The organism is Candidatus Pantoea communis (assembly GCF_011752685.1).
Classification (GTDB): Bacteria; Pseudomonadota; Gammaproteobacteria; order Enterobacterales; family Enterobacteriaceae; genus Pantoea; species Pantoea communis.
Genome location: NZ_VWXC01000005.1, coordinates 75,844 through 96,170 on the forward strand (window position 1 = coordinate 75,844; position 20,327 = coordinate 96,170).

The 20,327-nt window shown below is 54.7% G+C and carries 18 protein-coding genes; 17 read left to right on the forward strand and 1 reads right to left on the reverse strand.

What is annotated here, in order from left to right; genetic code table 11:
* The first annotated feature begins 12 nt into the window (after positions 1-12).
* The 8 genes from F3J37_RS08885 (at position 13) to nei (ending at position 6,473) form a co-directional block, all read left to right on the forward strand.
* On the forward strand, positions 13-756 hold the full coding sequence (locus F3J37_RS08885; RefSeq protein ID WP_166933027.1) for a type 2 GTP cyclohydrolase I: 744 nt from the start codon (positions 13-15) through the stop codon (positions 754-756).
* A 150-nt stretch (positions 757-906) separates the two neighbouring features.
* Positions 907-1,563, forward strand: a complete 657-nt coding sequence (gene pxpB, locus F3J37_RS08890) for a 5-oxoprolinase subunit PxpB (protein ID WP_166933029.1) — start codon at positions 907-909, stop codon at positions 1,561-1,563.
* Positions 1,557-2,489: a 5-oxoprolinase subunit PxpC gene (gene pxpC, locus F3J37_RS08895; RefSeq protein WP_166933031.1), complete on the forward strand. Its 933-nt coding sequence runs from the start codon at positions 1,557-1,559 to the stop codon at positions 2,487-2,489. The genes pxpB and pxpC overlap by 7 nt, the downstream gene beginning before the upstream one ends.
* Positions 2,479-3,216 carry a 5-oxoprolinase subunit PxpA gene (gene pxpA, locus F3J37_RS08900; protein WP_166933033.1) on the forward strand — a complete coding sequence of 246 codons (738 nt, stop codon included), beginning with the start codon at positions 2,479-2,481 and terminating at the stop codon, positions 3,214-3,216. The genes pxpC and pxpA overlap by 11 nt, the downstream gene beginning before the upstream one ends.
* Before the next feature lie 57 nt (positions 3,217-3,273).
* Positions 3,274-4,002: a DUF969 domain-containing protein gene (locus tag F3J37_RS08905; protein ID WP_034829137.1), complete on the forward strand. Its 729-nt coding sequence runs from the start codon at positions 3,274-3,276 to the stop codon at positions 4,000-4,002.
* The gene (locus F3J37_RS08910) at positions 4,002-5,018 is read left to right on the forward strand and encodes a DUF979 domain-containing protein (protein WP_166933035.1); all 1,017 of its coding nucleotides are present in this window, start codon (positions 4,002-4,004) and stop codon (positions 5,016-5,018) included. The genes F3J37_RS08905 and F3J37_RS08910 overlap by 1 nt, the downstream gene beginning before the upstream one ends.
* A gap of 7 nt (positions 5,019-5,025) precedes the next feature.
* Positions 5,026-5,673, forward strand: a complete 648-nt coding sequence (pcp, locus tag F3J37_RS08915; RefSeq protein WP_166933037.1) for a pyroglutamyl-peptidase I — start codon at positions 5,026-5,028, stop codon at positions 5,671-5,673.
* A gap of 11 nt (positions 5,674-5,684) precedes the next feature.
* Positions 5,685-6,473 (forward strand): endonuclease VIII, encoded by a 789-nt coding sequence (gene nei / locus F3J37_RS08920; protein WP_097117417.1) that lies wholly within the window; start codon positions 5,685-5,687, stop codon positions 6,471-6,473.
* 77 nt (positions 6,474-6,550) lie between these two features.
* Here nei and F3J37_RS08925 read toward each other — a convergent pair whose 3' ends face one another.
* Entirely contained in the window at positions 6,551-7,834 is a 1,284-nt protein-coding gene (locus F3J37_RS08925) for a citrate synthase (RefSeq protein WP_034829145.1), read from the reverse strand.
* A 590-nt stretch (positions 7,835-8,424) separates the two neighbouring features.
* Between F3J37_RS08925 and sdhC the strand changes: the two genes are divergently transcribed.
* From sdhC to cydA, 9 genes are all read left to right on the forward strand, one after another.
* Positions 8,425-8,856, forward strand: coding sequence for a succinate dehydrogenase cytochrome b556 subunit (gene sdhC, locus F3J37_RS08930; RefSeq protein WP_176505733.1), 432 nt, complete (start codon positions 8,425-8,427; stop codon positions 8,854-8,856).
* A complete protein-coding gene (gene sdhD, locus F3J37_RS08935; protein WP_166933039.1) occupies positions 8,850-9,197 on the forward strand; it encodes a succinate dehydrogenase membrane anchor subunit in 348 nt (115 codons plus the stop codon). Before sdhC ends, sdhD begins: the two co-directional genes overlap by 7 nt.
* Positions 9,198-10,964, forward strand: coding sequence for a succinate dehydrogenase flavoprotein subunit (gene sdhA, locus F3J37_RS08940; protein WP_034829148.1), 1,767 nt, complete (start codon positions 9,198-9,200; stop codon positions 10,962-10,964).
* Between the two features lie 14 nt (positions 10,965-10,978).
* The gene (locus F3J37_RS08945) at positions 10,979-11,695 is read left to right on the forward strand and encodes a succinate dehydrogenase iron-sulfur subunit (RefSeq protein WP_166933041.1); all 717 of its coding nucleotides are present in this window, start codon (positions 10,979-10,981) and stop codon (positions 11,693-11,695) included.
* A gap of 209 nt (positions 11,696-11,904) precedes the next feature.
* On the forward strand, positions 11,905-14,712 hold the full coding sequence (sucA, locus tag F3J37_RS08950; RefSeq protein WP_160832598.1) for a 2-oxoglutarate dehydrogenase E1 component: 2,808 nt from the start codon (positions 11,905-11,907) through the stop codon (positions 14,710-14,712).
* A 15-nt stretch (positions 14,713-14,727) separates the two neighbouring features.
* Positions 14,728-15,948 carry a 2-oxoglutarate dehydrogenase complex dihydrolipoyllysine-residue succinyltransferase gene (gene odhB / locus F3J37_RS08955; RefSeq protein ID WP_034829152.1) on the forward strand — a complete coding sequence of 407 codons (1,221 nt, stop codon included), beginning with the start codon at positions 14,728-14,730 and terminating at the stop codon, positions 15,946-15,948.
* 61 nt (positions 15,949-16,009) lie between these two features.
* A complete protein-coding gene (sucC, locus tag F3J37_RS08960; protein WP_034829153.1) occupies positions 16,010-17,176 on the forward strand; it encodes an ADP-forming succinate--CoA ligase subunit beta in 1,167 nt (388 codons plus the stop codon).
* Positions 17,176-18,051: a succinate--CoA ligase subunit alpha gene (gene sucD / locus F3J37_RS08965; protein WP_034829155.1), complete on the forward strand. Its 876-nt coding sequence runs from the start codon at positions 17,176-17,178 to the stop codon at positions 18,049-18,051. Before sucC ends, sucD begins: the two co-directional genes overlap by 1 nt.
* Positions 18,052-18,753: 702 nt before the next feature.
* Positions 18,754-20,325, forward strand: a complete 1,572-nt coding sequence (gene cydA / locus F3J37_RS08970; protein WP_166933043.1) for a cytochrome ubiquinol oxidase subunit I — start codon at positions 18,754-18,756, stop codon at positions 20,323-20,325.
* Positions 20,326-20,327 lie beyond the last annotated feature (2 nt).

Below are 20,327 nucleotides of genomic sequence, written 5' to 3' on the forward strand. Positions count from 1 at the left end.
GAGCCGTATTAAATGAATCATGTTGAGTTAGAACATCTCGTTAATCAGCAGCTGAACACCAGCGCCTTCAGCGACTATGCACCCAATGGTTTGCAGGTTGAGGGACGTGAGGAAGTGAATACCGTCATCACGGGCGTAACCGCGTGTCAGGCGCTGCTCGATGAAGCGGTCAAGCGCAATGCTGACGCTATCCTGGTCCATCACGGTTATTTCTGGAAGAGCGAATCGCCGCTGATTAAAGGAATGAAACGCCAACGCCTGCGCACGTTGCTGCTCAATGATATCAACCTGTATGGCTGGCACCTGCCGCTCGATGCCCATCCGCAGCTCGGCAACAATGCGCAGCTGGCAAAGTTATTTGATATTGAAGTGAAAGGGGAAATTCAGCCGCTGGTGCCGTGGGGCGAATTGACTGAACCGTTGAGCGGTGAAGCGCTGGCGGCGAAAATCGCCGATCGTTTAGGCCGAAAACCGTTGCACTGTGGTGATAATGCCCCGGCACTGATCAAACGCGTCGCCTGGTGCAGTGGTGGCGGACAGGGCTTTATCGATAGCGCGGCTGCTTTTGGTGTAGATGCGTTTATCACGGGCGAAGTTTCTGAGCAAACCATTCACAGCGCACGTGAACAAGGCCTGCACTTTTTCGCCGCCGGGCATCATGCCACCGAGCGCGCTGGTATCAAGGCGCTGGGCGAATGGCTGGCGCAGAGCTATGGCCTCGACGTAACCTTTATTGATATCGACAATCCTGCCTGATTTCTCTCTCTCCGCGTCCTTAACCCACGTTAAGGACGCAAATCTGTTGACACATCTCTGTCACTTTCGCATAACTTATTGACTTTCATTATAAGCAAAGCGATTTGTGGACATTTTTTGTCCGCGCCAATCATGACCGGGAGGTGGGTTTTGCAACGAGCACGTTGTTATCTACTGGGTGAGCGAGCGGTGGTGCTGGAGCTGGAACCCCCCGTTTCACTCGCCAGCCAGCAGCGCATCTGGGGACTGTGCCAGCGCCTGCAGCACAATGAACAGGTTCAGGAAGTGATTCCGGGGATGAATAACCTGACGCTGCTACTGCGCGATCCGCAATTGAATGCGCTGGATGCCATTGAGCGTCTTCAGCGCTGGTGGGAAGAGAGCGAGGAACAGATTCCTGAATCACGTCGGGTGGAGATTCCGGTGGTGTATGGCGGTGCGGGTGGTCCCGATCTGCAAGTGGTGGCAGATGGCGCCAGCCTGTCGCCAAAACAGGTCGTCGAGCTGCACAGCAGTGTTGATTACGTGGTCTATTTCATCGGCTTCCAGCCTGGTTTTCCCTATCTCGGCGGCTTGGATGAACGTTTGCACACGCCGCGGCGTGCTGAACCGCGAGTTATCGTTCCCAGTGGATCAGTCGGCATCGGTGGCAGTCAGACCGGTATTTATCCCTTGGCCGCACCTGGCGGTTGGCAGCTAATTGGCCATACGCCCGTCAGCCTGTTTGACCCCTTACAACACCCGCCGACACTGCTGCGCCCCGGTGACAGCGTGCGCTTTGTGCCGCAACAGGAGGGCGTATGTTAAACATTCTACGCGCCGGATTGATGACCTCGATTCAGGATCAGGGCCGTACCGGCTGGCGGCAATATGGCATCAGCGTCAGCGGAGCGCTGGATCAACCCTCAATGCATACCGCCAATATGCTGGTGGGCAATCCGGAAGAGAGCGCGGTATTAGAGATTGTGCTTGGCCAGTTTAAAGCGGAATTTAAACGTGACGGCTGGTTTGCACTCACTGGGGCGGGCTGTAATGCCGATCTCGATGGCAAACCGGTGTGGACTGGCTGGCGACTGCCGGTGAAAAAAGGTCAGGTGCTGTCCCTGGCGATGCCGGTGCGCGGTATGCGCAGTTATCTGGCGGTCAATGGCGGTTTCGCCATTGATGAGATGCTCGGTTCACACAGTACCGATCTCAAAGCGGCTTTTGGCGGTTTCCAGGGCCGTAAGCTGCAGGACGGCGATCAGCTGCCGTTGGGCAAACCCTCCCGCACCTTCAAAGGCAAAGCGGGCGTTCGTCAGTTGTTGTGGGGCAACCGCATTCGCGCTTTACCGGGCCCGGAGTATAACGAGTTCACGCGCGAAGCGCAGGAAGGTTTCTGGCGCAGCCCGTGGAAGCTGAGTCCGCAGAGTAATCGTATGGGTTACCGCATGCAGGGCCGCCAACTGCAGCGTAAAGCCACGCGTGATTTGCTGTCGCACGGGTTAGTACCCGGTGTAGTGCAGGTGCCGCCTAATGGCCAACCGATTGTGCTGATGGCCGATGCGCAAACTACGGGCGGCTATCCGCGTATCGCCTGTGTTATCGAAGCTGACCTGTATCAACTGGCGCAGATTCGCCTCGGTGAGCCGATTCACTTTATCCATTGCACACTAGAAGAAGCGCTTCTGGCGAAACAACATCAGCAACGCTCCTTCGACCAAATAGCCTGGGGGCTTGCACATGAAGATTGATCTTAATGCTGACCTGGGCGAAGGCAGCGCCAGCGATCAGGAGCTGCTAACGCTGGTGAGTTCGGCCAATATCGCCTGTGGATTCCACGCCGGTGATGCGCAAACCATGCTGCAATCGGTGCGCTGGGCCAAAGCCTCAGGTGTGGCGATCGGCGCCCACCCGAGCTTTCCGGATCGCGAGAACTTTGGTCGCACCGCGATGCAGCTGCCGCCGGAAACGGTGTATGCGCAGATGATCTATCAGATCGGTGCATTAAAGAGCATCGCCGAAAGTGAAGGTGAGCGTTTAGTGCATGTGAAGCCGCACGGTATGCTGTACAACCAGGCCGCGGCGGATGCCACGCTCGCCGATGCGATTGCCCGCGCGGTGAAAGCGGTGGATCCCGCATTGATTCTGGTCGGTCTGGCGGGCAGTGCTTCCATCAAGGCGGCTGTGCATCATGGCTTGCGCACCCGAGAAGAGGTATTCGCCGACCGTGGTTATCTGGCAACCGGCGCACTGGTGCCGCGCAGCCAGCCAGGCGCGATGATTGAAGAAGCCGAGCAGGCGCTGGCGCAAACGCTCACTATGGTGCAGCAGCGTCAGGTGCAGAGTATCAGCGGTGAATGGGTGCCGGTGAATGCAGAAACCGTGTGTCTGCATGGTGATGGCGCACACGCGCTGCAATTTGCGCGCACGTTGCATGCGGCTTTTGCTACCCATCAAATTACTGTGACCAGCGCATAACAAATAACAACTCGCCCGATCTGTATCGGGCTCTTTATTTCTGGTGAGGGGAAAAACATGGATAACGTGGTCAATCTCTGGCCGTTACTCGGCATTGCCGCCATCGTTCTGGGATTCGTGTTGCGCTTTAACCCGGTGCTGGTGGTGATTGTTGCCGGTTTTGTGACCGGCCTGGCCGCGCATCTGCCGCTGGCCGATATTCTGGAGAAACTTGGTTCCGGCTTCCTGAACACCCGCAACCTGCCGCTGATTTTGCTGCTGCCGCTGGCCGTGATCGGTTTGCTGGAGCGCCACGGTTTGAAGGAGCGCGCACAAAGCTGGATCGCGCAGATCAAAACCGCGACGGCGGGCCGTTTGCTGATTGTCTATCTGTTCGTGCGTGAAATCACCGCAGCACTCGGTTTAACCAGCCTCGGAGGTCATCCGCAGATGGTGCGTCCACTGCTGGCACCGATGGCAGAAGGCGCCACAGAAAACCGCTATGGTGAAGTGCCCGATGAAGTGCGCCATCGCTTGCGCGCCATGTCGGCAGCCACCGATAACGTCGGGCTGTTCTTTGGTGAAGATATCTTTGTCGCATTCGGCGCGATTATCTTCATGCACAACTTTATGCAGGAGTCGGCAGGCATTAGCACCGAGCCGCTGCATATCGCTTTGTGGGGTATTCCCACCGCACTCTGTGCCTTCCTGATCCATTCGGCGCGACTGGTGCGCCTTGACCGTCAGCTGGCGCGTGAATTGGGTGCCATTAATCAGCAGGCGTTGCACGCCAAAGGCGGGAAATAATGTTTCAGCAACAATATCTGATGTGGCTGGCAGGTGTGATCCTGCTAGTGGTCGCTGTTCTCTCCTGGCGTGATGCGGCTAACCCAAGACGCTTTACCACCGGTTTATTCTGGGCGCTGTATGGCCTGATGTTCCTGATTGGTGATGGTGCTTATCAACTAATGGGGCAGTGGGCAGGCGATACCGCTGCGGGTAAACGCATGCTGCACATTGGCGTCGGCATTGCGGTGGTGTTGATGGCGTTAATTGCCGGTTTCGGCGGCGTGCGTCTCGGCAGCTATCATCAGCGAAGCGATCAGCAGAAGCGCGAAAGTGCGCAGCGTTTGCGTAATAAGCTGTTTTTACCCGCGCTGGCGATTCCGGTGGTCACCGTGATTGGTGTGCTGGCGTTTAACAACATCCCGGGTTTGCAAGATGCTGTGTTTGGCCCGGGTAATCATTCAACGCTGGTGACCCTGTTCTCGATGATGGTCGGCTGCGTGCTGGGCTGGATCATCGCGCTGCAAATCACCCATGAAAAACCGCTGCAGTCGATGCAGGAAACTCGCCGCCTGCTGGATGCGGTGGGTTGGGCATTTATTCTGCCGCAAATTCTTGCCACGCTTGGTCTGTTATTCACCAGCGCGGGCGTCGGCACTGCGATTTCACATCTGACTGAACAGTATCTGGCAGTGGACAATCGCCTGATTGCGGTTGCGGTGTATGCGATTGGCATGGCGCTGTTAACCATGGTGATGGGCAATGCGTTTGCCGCTTTCCCGATAGTGACGGCTGGCATTGGGATTCCTATTCTGGTGCTGCAACACGGCGGCAATCCGGCGGTCATGGCGGCAATTGGCATGTTCTCTGGCTATTGCGGCACCCTGATGACGCCGATGGCGGCGAACTTCAACATCGTACCCGCGCGGTTACTGGAGTTGCCGGATCGAAACGGGGTGATCAAGGCTCAGGTGCCAACCGGTGTGCTACTGTTGGTGGTAAACGTATTCCTGCTCTACTTCCTGATGTTCTTGTGAGGTCGCAATGAAAACGGTATTGATGACGGCGTTTGAGCCGTTCGGTGGCGAAACCATTAACCCTTCATGGGAAGCGGTGCGCAGTTTTGACGGTAAAGAGATTGCCGGAGCCCGAATTGTGGTACGCCAGCTACCCGTGGTGTTTGCCACCTGCGGAAAGGTGCTAACGCAAGCGCTGGATGAGATTCAACCTGACCGAGTATTGTGCGTGGGCCAGGCCGGTGGGCGTGTTGATATCACCGTCGAACGTGTGGCGATCAACGTGGATGATGCGCGTATTCCCGACAACGAACAGCAGCAGCCGATCGACCAGCCCATCGTGATGGATGGACCTGCCGCCTATTTTTCCACCTTACCGATTAAAGCGATGGTTGCAGCACTGCGTGAAGTGGGTGTGCCGGCCTCGGTATCGCAAACGGCCGGCACATTTACCTGTAATCACGTGATGTACAGCCTGTTGCACTGGCTGAAGACCACCAACAGTCCGGCACGCGGGGGCTTTATTCATATCCCCTATATGCCGGAACAGGCGGTGAACCATCCCGGCGTCGCCAGTATGGCGACGGCCAGCGTGATCCTGGCGCTGGAAACCTCGTTGCAGGTGATGTTGAGCACTGAAAATGACATCCGCGTGGTCGGTGGATCGACGCATTAACAGGAGAAGTTATGCCTGAAGGACCGGAGATCCGCCGTGCGGCGGATCAACTGGCAGCGGCGATGGAAGGCAGGCCACTCACTGATGTGTGGTTTGCCTTTCCTGAACTGAAAACCTACGAACCGGCACTAATGGGTGAAACCATTACGGCTTTTGAAACACGTGGCAAAGCACTGCTGACGCATTTTTCGAATGGCTTAATTCTCTATAGCCATAATCAATTGTACGGCGTGTGGCGAGTGGTGCCGACCGGCACTGAACCCAACACTTCGCGGCAGTTGCGCGTGCGGTTGGCAAACGCCGAACAGACCATCCTGCTCTACAGCGCTTCGGATATCGAACTGCTCAATGCAGATACCGTCGGCGCACATCCCTTTCTGCAGCGCGTGGGGCCCGATGTGCTCGATGCCACTTTAACGGTGGCAGAGGTGCGTGAGCGGCTGCTATCGCCGCGTTTTCGTCGCCGTCAGTTCAGCGGATTGTTACTCGATCAGGCCTTTCTGGCGGGATTGGGTAACTATTTGCGTGTGGAGATTTTATGGCATGCCGGATTGCTGGCATCGCATCGGGCGCAGGATCTCACTGAGGCTCAGCTCAATGCATTAAGTGAGGCGATGCTGGCGGTGCCACGGTTGTCGTATCAGATGCGCGGCAGTATGAAGAAATACCATGCCGATGCGGCGTTTCGCTTTGAGGTGTTTCATCGCCAGGGCAAGAGATGTCGGCGCTGCGGCACGCTGATTGAGAAGGGCACGCTATCGTCGCGGCCATTTTACTGGTGCCCGGGATGTCAGTTTTGACGCCATAATGCGATCAATAAAAAAGCTGCCATCTCAATGAAATGGCAGCCTTTCTTTCACACTCATTTAGCTGTGGATTACTTTTTCAGCGCCGAGTTAAATGGACGCTCGGTGTAACCGGTGTACAGCTGACGTGGACGCGCAATCTTCATGCCTTCGTCGTGCATCTCTTTCCAGTGTGCAATCCAACCCACGGTACGCGCCATCGCGAAGATCACGGTAAACATGGAAGAAGGAATACCCATCGCTTTCAGAATAATGCCAGAGTAGAAATCGACGTTTGGATAGAGTTTACGCTCGATGAAGTACGGGTCGTTCAGCGCGATATGTTCCAGCTCCATCGCCACTTCCAGCAGATCATCTTTCATACCCAACTCATTCAGCACTTCGTGACAGGTTTCACGCATCACGGTGGCGCGCGGGTCATAGTTTTTGTAAACACGGTGACCGAAGCCCATCAGACGGAACGAATCGTTTTTGTCTTTCGCGCGACGTACGAATTCTGGGATGTGCTCAACGGTGCTGATCTCTTCCAGCATACGCAGGGTAGCTTCGTTGGCGCCACCGTGTGCCGGTCCCCACAGCGAAGCGATACCCGCAGCGATACAGGCAAATGGGTTTGCACCAGAAGAACCGGCGGTACGCACGGTTGAGGTAGAGGCGTTCTGCTCATGATCAGCATGCAGAATCAGAATACGGTCCATGGCGCGTTCCAGCACCGGGTTCACTTTGTACTCTTCACACGGTGTGGCGAACATCATATGCAGGAAGTTGCCTGCGTAGGACAGGTCGTTACGTGGGTAAACGAACGGCTGGCCAATCGAATATTTGTAGCACATCGCTGCCATGGTCGGCATTTTGGACAGCAGGCGGAAGGCAGCGATTTCACGGTGACGTTCAATGTTGACGTCTAAGGAGTCGTGATAGAACGCCGCCAGGGCGCCAGTGACACCACACATTACCGCCATTGGATGCGAGTCGCGGCGGAAGCCATGGAACAGTCGGGTGATTTGCTCGTGGATCATGGTGTGGCGGGTAACGGTGGTGCGGAATTCTTCAAACTGGGCTTGGGTCGGAGCTTCGCCATTCAGCAGGATGTAACACACTTCGAGGTAGTTGGAGTGGGTTGCCAGTTCGGAAATCGGGAAGCCGCGGTGTAACAGAATGCCTTCATCACCATCAATAAAAGTGATTTTAGATTCGCATGACGCAGTAGAGGTGAAACCGGGATCGAAAGTGAACAGGCCGTGATTGCCAAGTGTGCGGACATCAACAACGTCTTGTCCCAGCGTACCTTGCATCACATCCAGTTCAACGGAAGCATTATCTTGTAGGGTTAGCGTCACTTTTTTATCTGTCATTTTTCGTCTCCATAGCGCCTTAGTAGGTAAGGATCTTAGACACCAGAATAGCCTTCATGTTGTATAAAACCACAATCTTCACAGTATCACTCTGCGGTAACGTTTGTCGTGCAGGGTTACAGGGAGATGTATTAGGGCCAGTCGGTGGCGTTCGGGCATGACATGCTGAACAGCGCGGATGTTAAAGATCCTGTCACGACATAACTTCTTGGTAACCAATAACCTGATGCTTTGTGTTGCTCGTAAAGGCAATGTTACATAACTTGAGCTTAGGGGAAAGTGTATCCCCATAACTTTTGTGCATCATAGGGCTTTAATGCGTTTGTTTGTAACTGAAATGTTGATCTTTTGTCAAATCAGATAATTAAAAATGTATGAATTGTGAAATTCGTGAGTCGGATCACTGTTCAGCCTAAATGTGACCAAAGAGATTGTAGGGGAATTGTAATCAGAATGTGATCCTCCTATACTGCCGCCAGGTCTCCGGAATACCCTGACACCAGGAGCCACCCAGCGTTTTTTTCGCTTCACTTAACACTGGATGTTGCTTTTTTGGTGGCGGTTGCAGTCTGAACACGCGCTGTGCTCTGATGCGACTCAGGTCCGGAGGAAGCAAAATAAAAAAGAGCTGTGTGGGCAAAACCGTGAAAAAACAAAGACCTGTTAACTTGGATCTCTCGACGATCCGGTTTCCCGTTACTGCAATATCGTCCATTCTCCACCGCGTCTCCGGCGTGATCACCTTTGTCGCTCTCGGAATACTGCTCTGGTTACTGGGTCTCTCTCTCTCTTCTCCTGAAGGCTTCCAGCAAGCGGCTTCCATCATGGACAGCTTCTTCGCCAAATTCATCATGTGGGGCATCCTGACTGCGCTGGCGTACCACGTCGTGGGCGGTATTCGTCATATGCTGGCTGATTTTGGCTTTATGGAAGAAACCCTGCAGGTGGGAACCCGTTCCGCGCAAGCGGCTTTTGGTATCACTGTCGTGCTCTCAATTTTGGCTGGAGTCCTCGTATGGTAAGCAATGCTTCTGCATTAGGACGCAACGGTATTCATGACTGGCTGTTACTGCGTGCTGCTGCAATCTTAATGACGCTCTACATCATCTACCTCCTTGGTTTTGTGGTGATGACCGGCACCCTGACCTATGACGACTGGCACGGCTTCTTCGCCTCTGCCTTCACGAAAGTGTTTACGATACTGACGCTGTTCTCGATTCTGGTCCACGGCTGGATTGGTATGTGGCAGGTCCTGACCGACTACGTTAAACCAGTAGCAACCCGCTTGCTGCTGCAGTTTGTGATTGTGGTCGCGCTGTTGTCGTATGCCGTTTATGGAATCGTTGTTGTGTGGGGTGTGTAAATGAGTTTGCCAGTCAGAGAATTTGATGCCGTGGTGATCGGCGCGGGTGGCGCGGGAATGCGCGCGGCTCTGCAAATCTCCCAATCGGGCCAGACTTGTGCCCTGTTATCCAAAGTTTTCCCAACCCGTTCTCATACCGTATCGGCGCAGGGCGGTATTACCGTTGCGCTGGGTAACACCCATGAAGATAACTGGGAATGGCATATGTACGATACCGTCAAAGGCTCCGACTATATCGGTGACCAGGACGCGATCGAGTATATGTGTCACGTCGGTCCGGAAGCGATTCTGGAACTGGAACACATGGGTCTGCCTTTCTCCCGTCTTGATGACGGCCGCGTATATCAGCGTCCGTTTGGTGGTCAGTCGAAGAACTTCGGCGGTGAGCAGGCGGCGCGTACCGCTGCGGCAGCCGACCGTACTGGCCACGCACTGCTGCATACCCTGTATCAGCAGAACCTGAAAAACAAAACCACCATCTTCTCCGAATGGTATGCGCTGGATCTGGTGAAAAATGAAGACGGTGCGATTGTCGGCTGTACCGCTATCTGCATGGAAACCGGTGAAACCGTTTACTTCAAAGCGAAAGCGACCATTCTGGCAACGGGCGGTGCAGGCCGTATTTACCAGTCCACCACTAACGCGCACATCAACACCGGTGACGGCGTAGGTATGGCGCTGCGTGCCGGTGTGCCGGTGCAGGATATGGAAATGTGGCAGTTCCACCCAACCGGTATCGCCGGTGCGGGTGTGCTGGTAACTGAAGGTTGCCGTGGTGAAGGTGGATACCTGCTGAACAAACACGGCGAACGCTTCATGGAGCGTTATGCGCCAAACGCCAAAGACCTGGCAGGTCGTGACGTGGTCGCACGCTCCATGATGGTGGAAATTCGTGAAGGCCGTGGTTGTGACGGTCCATGGGGCCCGCACATCAAGCTGAAACTCGATCATCTGGGCGCAGAAGTTTTGGAATCGCGTCTGCCGGGTATCCTTGAGCTGTCGCGTACCTTTGCGCACGTCGATCCGATTAAAGAGCCGATTCCGGTTATTCCAACCTGCCACTACATGATGGGCGGCGTGCCGACCAAAGTGACCGGTCAGGCGCTGCGCGTGAATGAGCAGGGTGAAGACGAAGTGATTCCGGGCCTGTTCGCGGTAGGCGAAATTGCTTGTGTATCAGTACACGGCGCTAACCGTCTCGGCGGTAACTCGTTGCTCGACCTGGTGGTATTTGGCCGCGCGGCGGGTGTACACCTGCTGGAGTGTCTGGAAGAGCAGGGTGAACTGCGCGAAGCCACGCAGGAAAACATTGATGCCGCCATGGCGCGCTTCAACCGCTGGGAAAACAACACCACGGGTGAAGATCCGGTTGAAATCCGTAAAGCGTTGCAGCGTTGCATGCAGAACAACTTCTCGGTATTCCGTGAAGGTGATGCGATGCGTGAAGGTCTGGAAGAGCTGAAAGTGATTCGTGAACGCCTGAAGTCAGCGCGTCTTGATGACCGTTCGCCAGATTTCAACACCCAGCGTATCGAGTGCCTTGAGCTGGATAACCTGATGGAAACCGCGTACGCCACTGCGGTCGCCGCAAACTTCCGTACCGAAAGCCGTGGCGCACACAGTCGCTTCGACTACCCGGAACGTGATGATGCTAACTGGCTGTGTCACAGCCTCTATGTTCCGCAAACGGAAAGCATGACGCGCCGTGAGGTGAACATGCAACCGAAACTGCGTGCGGCCTTCCCGCCGAAAGCGCGTACCTACTAATTGCGGAGATCATCATGAGACTCGAATTTTCTATCTATCGTTACAACCCGGAAGTCGATGACAAACCGCGTATGCAGGAATACACGCTGGAGTCAGAAGACGGTCGTGACATGATGTTGCTGGACGCGTTGATTCGTCTGAAAGAGAAGGATCCAACGCTGGCCTTCCGCCGCTCATGCCGTGAAGGTGTATGCGGTTCTGACGGCCTCAACATGAACGGTAAAAACGGTCTGGCCTGCATCACGCCAATCTCCGCGCTGGGTAATGGCACGAAGAAAATTGTTATCCGTCCACTGCCTGGTTTGCCGGTGATCCGCGACCTCGTCGTTGATATGGGACAATTCTATACGCAGTATGAGAAGATTAAGCCTTTCCTGTTGAATAATGGAGAAAATCCGCCAGCACGCGAGCATCTGCAGACCCCGGCAGACCGTGAGCACCTGGATGGATTGTACGAGTGTATTCTGTGCGCTTGCTGCTCGACCTCGTGCCCATCGTTCTGGTGGAACCCGGACAAGTTCATCGGTCCGGCAGGTTTGTTAGCCGCTTACCGTTTCCTGATCGACAGCCGCGATACCGAAACCGATGCGCGTCTGGACAATCTGAACGATGCTTTCAGTGTATTCCGCTGTCACAGCATCATGAACTGTGTGAGCGTGTGCCCGAAAGGACTAAACCCTACGCGCGCTATCGGCCATATTAAGTCGATGCTGTTGCAACGCGGGGCGTAACACACTGAAGTCACTGTCCGGGAACTTAAGGTTCCCGGCAGTTTACGGAAGCCTTTATAAGCGCGGTACTGACCACGCTTATAAAGGTTCCCTTACGGGCCAGGCGCCGGTTGCGCACAGGTTCGTATCGCTGAACTCACTACGGCAAGCCGCGAAAGCGGCAACAAATGAAACCTCATAAAAAGCAGATTAATGCTTAAGGGATCACAATGCAGAACAGCGCGATGAAACCCTGGCTGGACTCCTCCTGGCTGGCCGGCGCGAACCAATCCTACATAGAGCAACTCTATGAGGATTTCCTGACCGATCCTGACTCAGTTGATGAAATGTGGCGCGAGCTGTTCCAACAGCTGCCCGGCACTGGCGTGAAACCTGAGCAGTTTCACTCCACCACGCGTGATTACTTCCGCCGCCTGGCAAAAGATGCGACCCGCTACACATCCTCAGTCACCGATCCGGCCACCAATTCCAAACAGGTTAAAGTGCTGCAGCTGATCAATGCGTTCCGCTTCCGCGGCCATCAGCACGCTAACCTCGATCCGCTCGGCCTGTGGAAACAGGATCGGGTTGCGGATCTTGACCCTTCTTATCACGATCTCACCGACGCCGATTTTCAGGAAAGCTTTAACGTAGGTTCCTTTGCCATTGGTAAAGAGACCATGAAGCTGGCTGATCTGTTCGCGGCGCTGCAGCAGACCTATTGTGGCTCGATTGGTGCAGAGTACATGCACATCAACAACACCGATGAGAAACGCTGGATTCAGCAGCGTCTGGAATCGGTGGTCGGCCATGCGTCATTCAGCAGCGACGAGAAAAAAGGTTTCCTGAAAGAGCTGACCGCGGCTGAAGGTCTGGAAAAATACCTCGGCGCGAAATTCCCGGGTGCAAAACGCTTCTCACTGGAAGGCGGTGATGCTCTGGTGCCGATGCTGCGCGAAATGATTCGCCATGCAGGCAAAAGCGGTACGCGTGAAGTGGTTCTCGGGATGGCGCACCGTGGTCGTCTCAACGTCCTGATCAACGTACTGGGTAAAAAGCCACAGGATCTGTTTGACGAATTCTCCGGCAAACACAAAGAGCACCTCGGCACCGGCGACGTGAAGTACCACATGGGCTTCTCGTCTGACGTTGAAACCGAAGGTGGTTTAGTGCACCTGGCGCTGGCGTTTAACCCGTCACACCTCGAAATCGTAAGCCCAGTGGTTATGGGTTCGGTGCGTGCACGTCTGGATCGTCTGGCTGAGCCAAGCAGCAACAAAGTTCTGCCGATCACCATCCACGGTGATGCGGCGGTGATCGGCCAGGGCGTGGTGCAGGAAACCCTGAACATGTCTGCGGCGCGCGGTTACGAAGTGGGCGGTACCGTTCGCATCGTGATTAACAACCAGGTAGGTTTCACCACCTCGAACCCGAAAGATGCGCGTTCAACGCCTTACTGCACCGACATCGGCAAGATGGTGCTGGCGCCAATCTTCCACGTGAATGCGGACGATCCAGAAGCGGTGGCCTTCGTGACTCGCCTGGCACTGGATTATCGCAACACCTTTAAACGCGACGTGTTTATCGATCTGGTGTGCTACCGCCGTCACGGCCATAACGAAGCGGATGAGCCAAGTGCAACCCAGCCGCTGATGTACCAGAAAATCAAGAAACACCCAACGCCACGTAAGATCTACGCCGATCAGCTGGAAAGCGAAGGTGTGGCGACATTAGAAGATGCGACTGAATTGGTCAATCTCTACCGTGATGCGTTGGATGAAGGCGAATGCGTGGTGCCAGAATGGCGTCCGATGAGCCTGCACTCCTTCACTTGGTCGCCGTACCTGAACCACGAGTGGGATGAAAACTATCCTGCCACGGTTGAGTACAAACGCCTGCAAGAGCTGGCGCGCCGCATCAGCAGCGTACCGGAAGCCGTCGAAGTGCAGTCGCGCGTGGCTAAGATTTACAATGACCGTAAAGAGATGGCGGAAGGCAACAAGCCATTTGACTGGGGCGGCGCGGAAAACCTGGCGTACGCGACCTTGGTTGATGAAGGCATTCCTGTTCGTCTGTCGGGTGAAGACTCCGGCCGCGGCACCTTCTTCCACCGTCATGCGGTGATCCACAACCAAACCAACGGCTCAACCTACACCCCGCTGCACCATGTCCATAACGGCCAGGGTCAGTTCAAGGTCTGGGATTCCGTGCTGTCAGAAGAAGCCGTATTGGCCTTTGAATACGGCTATGCCACCGCAGAACCGCGCGTGCTGACCATTTGGGAAGCGCAGTTCGGCGACTTCGCCAACGGTGCTCAGGTGGTAATCGACCAGTTCATCAGCTCCGGCGAGCAGAAGTGGGGCCGTATGTGTGGCCTGGTAATGCTGCTGCCACACGGTTATGAAGGCCAGGGGCCAGAGCACTCCTCTGCGCGTCTGGAGCGCTATCTGCAACTCTGTGCTGAACAGAACATGCAGGTATGCGTGCCATCAACGCCAGCACAGGTTTACCACATGCTGCGCCGTCAAGCGCTGCGCGGTATGCGCCGTCCGCTGATCGTGATGTCACCGAAATCGCTGCTGCGTCATCCGCTGGCGGTCTCCAGCCTGGAAGAACTGGCTAATGGTAGCTTCCAGCCGGCGATTGGCGAGATTGACGATCTGGATCCGAAACAAGTGAAACGCGTGGTGATGTGTTCCGGTAAGGTTTATTACGATTTGCTGGAACAGCGTCGCAAGAATGAGCAGACCGATGTCGCCATCGTGCGTATCGAACAGCTCTATCCGTTCCCGCACAAAGTAGTGCAGGACGTATTGAAAAATTATGCGCATGTGCAGGATTTCGTCTGGTGTCAGGAAGAGCCACTGAACCAGGGCGCATGGTATTGCAGTCAGCATCATTTCCGCGAAGTGGTTCCCTTCGGTGCGTCACTGCGTTACGCAGGTCGTCCGGCTTCTGCTTCACCAGCCGTGGGCTACATGTCCGTACATCAACAACAGCAGCAAGACCTGGTTAACGACGCGCTGAACCTTGGTTAATTAAAAGGAAAGAAAATGAGTAGCGTAGAAATTCTGGTTCCCGATTTGCCTGAATCCGTAGCGGATGCAACGGTTGCAACCTGGCACAAAAAACCCGGCGATGCGGTCAGTCGCGATGAAGTACTGGTTGAGATTGAAACGGACAAAGTTGTCCTTGAAGTGCCTGCTTCAGCAGACGGTGTACTGGAAGCGATTCTGGAAGACGAAGGCGCTACGGTGCTCTCGCGCCAGCTGTTAGGCCGCCTGGTGGAAGGCAACAGCGGTGGTAAAGAGACCTCTGCGAAAGTAGAAACGAAAGAAGCGACCCCAGAGCAGCGTAAAACCGCGTCTCTGGAAGAAGAGAGCAACGATGCGCTGAGCCCAGCGGTTCGTCGCCTGATCGCTGAAAACAACCTCGACGCGAGCCAGATCAAGGGCACCGGTGTCGGTGGTCGTCTGACGCGTGAAGATGTTGAGAAGCATGTCGCGAAGAAAGCTGACGGCGCGAAAGCGGCGCCTGCAGCAGCGGCTGCAGCACCTCAGGCTGCTGTGGCTAACCGCAGCGAAAAACGCGTACCAATGACGCGTCTGCGTAAGCGTGTGGCTGAGCGTCTGCTGGAAGCGAAAAACAGCACCGCGATGCTGACCACTTTCAACGAAATCAACATGAAGCCGATCATGGATCTGCGCAAGCAGTACGGCGACGCGTTTGAGAAACGTCACGGTGTGCGTCTGGGCTTCATGTCCTTCTACATCAAAGCGGTGGTTGAAGCCCTGAAACGCTATCCAGAAGTGAACGCTTCTATCGATGGCGAAGATGTGGTTTACCACAACTACTTCGACGTCAGCATCGCGGTATCTACCCCGCGCGGCCTGGTAACCCCAGTGCTGAAAGATGTTGATGCGTTGAGCATGGCTGACATCGAGAAGAAGATTAAAGAACTGGCGGTGAAAGGCCGTGACGGTAAGCTGACGGTTGACGAGCTGACCGGCGGTAACTTCACCATCACCAACGGTGGTGTGTTCGGTTCCCTGATGTCTACCCCGATCATCAACCCACCGCAGAGCGCGATTCTGGGCATGCACGCGATCAAAGAGCGCCCGATGGCGGTCAATGGTCAGGTTGTGATCTTGCCAATGATGTATCTGGCACTCTCTTATGACCACCGTCTGATCGATGGTCGCGAATCCGTGGGCTATCTGGTCGCGGTGAAAGAGATGCTGGAAGATCCGGCGCGTCTGCTGCTGGACGTCTAATTTTCGCCGGGCGCATCGCACAACGGTGCGCCCAAACTCATATCTGAATGGATTGAACATCATGAACTTACATGAATACCAGGCGAAGCAGTTGTTTGCTCGCTATGGCATGCCAGCTCCAACTGGTTACGCCTGCGCTACGCCACGTGAAGCAGAAGAAGCCGCCTCTAAAATTGGCGCAGGTCCGTGGGTAGTAAAATGTCAGGTACATGCCGGTGGCCGCGGTAAAGCGGGTGGCGTGAAAGTGGTGAACAGCAAGGAAGATATCCGTGCATTTGCTGAGCATTGGTTGGGCAAGCGTCTGGTGACCTACCAAACTGATGCAGATGGCCAGCCGGTAAACCAGATTCTGGTTGAAGCCGCGACTGACATCGACCAGGAACTGTATCTGGGTGCGGTAGTTGACCGTGCTACCCGTCGCGTGATCTTCATGGCTTCCACCGAAGGCGGCGTGGAAATCGAGAAAGTGGCGGAAGAAACCCCGCACCTGATCCACAAAATGGCATTGGATCCGCTGGCCGGACCTCAGCCATATCAGGGTCGTGAGTTGGCGTTCAAACTGGGCCTGTCCGGTAAGCAAGTTAGCCAGTTCACCAAAATCTTCATGGGCCTGGCGACCATGTTCCTGGAGCGCGACCTGGCGATGGTTGAGATCAACCCGCTGGTGATCACCAAGCAGGGCGACCTGATCTGCCTCGATGGCAAGCTGGGCGCCGACGGTAACGCATTGTTCCGTCAGCCTGAGCTGCGTGAAATGCGCGATCCAAGCCAGGAAGATCCACGTGAAGCACACGCAACACAGTGGGAACTGAACTACGTTGCGCTGGATGGCAACATTGGCTGTATGGTAAACGGTGCCGGTCTGGCAATGGGTACCATGGACATCGTGAAACACCACGGCGGCCAGCCTGCTAACTTCCTCGATGTGGGTGGCGGCGCGACCAAAGAGCGCGTAACCGAAGCCTTCAAAATCATCCTGTCTGACGATGCCGTTAAAGCGGTATTCGTTAACATCTTCGGCGGCATCGTGCGTTGCGACCTGATCGCAGACGGCATCATCGGTGCAGTAGCAGAAGTGGGTGTGAACGTGCCAGTAGTGGTACGTCTGGAAGGTAACAACGCCGAGCTGGGCGCGAAGAAACTGGCCGACAGCGGTCTGAACATCATTGCAGCAACCAGCCTGACAGACGCTGCGCAGCGTGTTGTTGCTGCCGCGGAGGGTAAATAATGTCCATTCTTATCGACAAAAACACCAAAGTCATTTGCCAGGGTTTCACCGGTGGCCAGGGGACTTTCCACTCTGAGCAAGCTTTGGCCTATGGTACGCAGCTGGTTGGCGGTGTAACGCCAGGCAAAGGCGGCACCACGCATCTCGGTCTGCCAGTGTTCAACACCGTGCGTGAAGCGGTAGAAGCCACAGGCGCGACCGCGACCGTGATCTACGTTCCAGCTCCGTTCTGCAAAGACGGTATCCTGGAAGCCATCGACGCAGGCATCAAACTGATCATCACCATCACCGAAGGCATCCCAACGCTGGATATGCTGACCGTGAAAGTGAAGCTGGATGAAGCTGGCGTGCGCATGATCGGCCCGAACTGCCCAGGCGTGATCACCCCAGGCGAATGTAAGATCGGTATCATGCCGGGGCACATTCACCAGCCAGGCCGTGTCGGTATCGTATCCCGTTCAGGTACCCTGACTTATGAAGCCGTTAAGCAGACCACTGACATTGGTTACGGCCAGTCAACCTGCGTGGGCATCGGTGGTGACCCGATCCCAGGTTCAAACTTCATCGATATCCTGAAAATGTTCCAGGATGACCCACAGACCGAAGTGATCGTGATGATCGGTGAGATCGGTGGTAGCGCTGAAGAAGAAGCCGCAGCCTTCATTAAAGAGCACGTGACCAAGCCGGTTGTCGGCTACATCGCGGGTGTGACTGCACCGAAAGGCAAACGTATGGGCCACGCAGGCGCCATCATTGCTGGTGGTAAAGGCACCGCTGACGAGAAATTCGCTGCGCTGGAAGCGGCCGGTGTGAAAACCGTACGCAGCCTGGCTGACATTGGCGACGCCGTTAAAGCAGTTCTGCCAATCAAATAAGTCATCACTGTTGATGCGCATGAAGCCACCTTCGGGTGGCTTTTTTTATGCCTGAAAGGGAGGGGTAGCCAGTGGCAACAGCGCCCTGTGCAGAGTCACACAAAAAGCAGGGAAAAACCGTAACGGAGATAAAATCTGCGGCTATGCTTACTGAGTTGGTAAGGTAAAGATAGGAAAATGTGCGTGATCTCACAGGGGAAATTAAACCTGAGTATCCGGTATTAACGTTAAAAAAATACGGGAGAAGTAATTATTTCCTTAATTGCATCACGCGTTCATGACAACTAATTAACAACAACGCTAACACTACATATCTGAAAAAATATTGTCTTAATCCAGATCAATAAAGGGTGAGATATAACAAACTTTACTGCTGGCATCACGCACGACAAACGGTATAAATTGCGCTGCATCAATTCAGTCTTTTCCGCGAATTTTCAGGAGTTTGAGCCAGGCGTTGTTAGCGCAATTCTGTCGCCTTCTTGCATCACACTCCTGCTCGAAACAGATTGAAGCGATCGGTTTTTCGGGAAATTTTCAACACTGTTACTCACTCATTTCGGGCTACAGATTTCTCTGTTCTGTCAGTAATAAAACTGGAATCAATAATCAGTCGTTCCTGGATCTTATTCTGCACGTCAATGTTCGTTGTTTACCGTTGTCAGCCGCAGAGTAAATTCATGCGAGGAGCAAGGAGTCATCATGTTAGATATTGTCGAGCTGTCGCGTTTACAGTTTGCCCTGACGGCGATGTACCATTTCCTGTTCGTCCCCTTAACGCTGGGTATGGCGTTTTTGTTGGCGATCATGGAAACCGTATATGTCCTGACGGGTAAGCAAATTTATAAAGACATGACCAAGTTCTGGGGCAAGTTGTTCGGTATCAACTTTGCACTGGGTGTCGCAACCGGTCTCACCATGGAGTTTCAGTTCGGGACCAACTGGTCATACTACTCCCACTACGTCGGCGATATCTTTGGTGCGCCGCTCGCCATTGAAGGCTTGATGGCGTTCTTCCTTGAATCCACCTTTGTCGGTCTGTTCTTCTTCGGTTGGGATCGCCTTGGCAAAGTCCAGCACCTGGCGGTCACCTGGCTGGTGGCGCTCGGTTCTAACATGTCTGCGTTGTGGATTCTGGTGGCGAACGGTTGGATGCAAAACCCGATCGCATCCGAATTCAATTTCGAAACCATGCGCATGGAGATGGTGAGCTTCTCCGAGCTGGTGCTTAACCCGGTTGCGCAGGTGAAATTTGTCCACACCGTGGCGGCAGGTTACACCGCTGGCGCGATGTTCGTGCTGGGTATCAGTGCCTGGTATCTGCTGAAAGGCCGCGATGTGGCATTCGCTAAGCGCTCATTCGGTATTGCAGCCAGCTTCGGCATGGCCGCGATATTGTCGGTGATCGTCTTGGGTGATGAATCCGGTTATGAAATGGGTGACGTACAGAAAACCAAACTCGCAGCAATAGAAGCTGAGTGGGAAACGCAGCCTGCACCTGCGGCCTTCACGCTGTTTGGTATTCCCGATCAGGATTCGAAGGAGAACAAGTACGCGATTCAAATCCCGTATTTGCTCGGGCTGATCGCGACGCGATCGGTGGATACACCGGTCACCGGTCTGAAAGATCTGCTGTCGCAACATGAAGTGCGCATCCGTAACGGCATGAAAGCCTACGCGTTGCTGAATGAACTGCGCGCGGGCAGCAAAGATCCTGCGGTGCGTAGCCAGTTCGAAGCCAGCAAACAGGATCTCGGTTATGGCTTGCTGCTGAAGCGTTATACCCCGGATGTGGCGAATGCGACTGAAGCGCAGATTCAGAAAGCGACACAGGATTCGATTCCGCGTGTGGCTCCGCTCTATTTCGCCTTCCGCATCATGGTGCTATGTGGCGTGCTGCTGCTGGGCATTATCGCTCTGTCATTCCTGAGTGTGATTCGCAACCGCATTGGTAAGAGCCGCTGGCTGCTCAAGGCGGCGCTGTACGGTATTCCGCTGCCATGGATTGCCATCGAATCAGGCTGGTTTGTCGCTGAGTATGGTCGTCAGCCGTGGGCAATTGGTGAAGTGCTGCCGACCGCCGTGGCGAACTCCTCACTGACCGTTGGCGATCTGCTGTTCTCAATGATTCTGATTTGCGGTCTCTACACCCTTTTCCTGGTGGCGGAAATGTACCTGATGTTCAAGTTCGCTCGTCTGGGACCTAGCAGCCTGAAGACTGGCCGCTACCATCATGAGACCGTGAAAGCGGCCGCTCAGTCAGTACGTGGATAAGG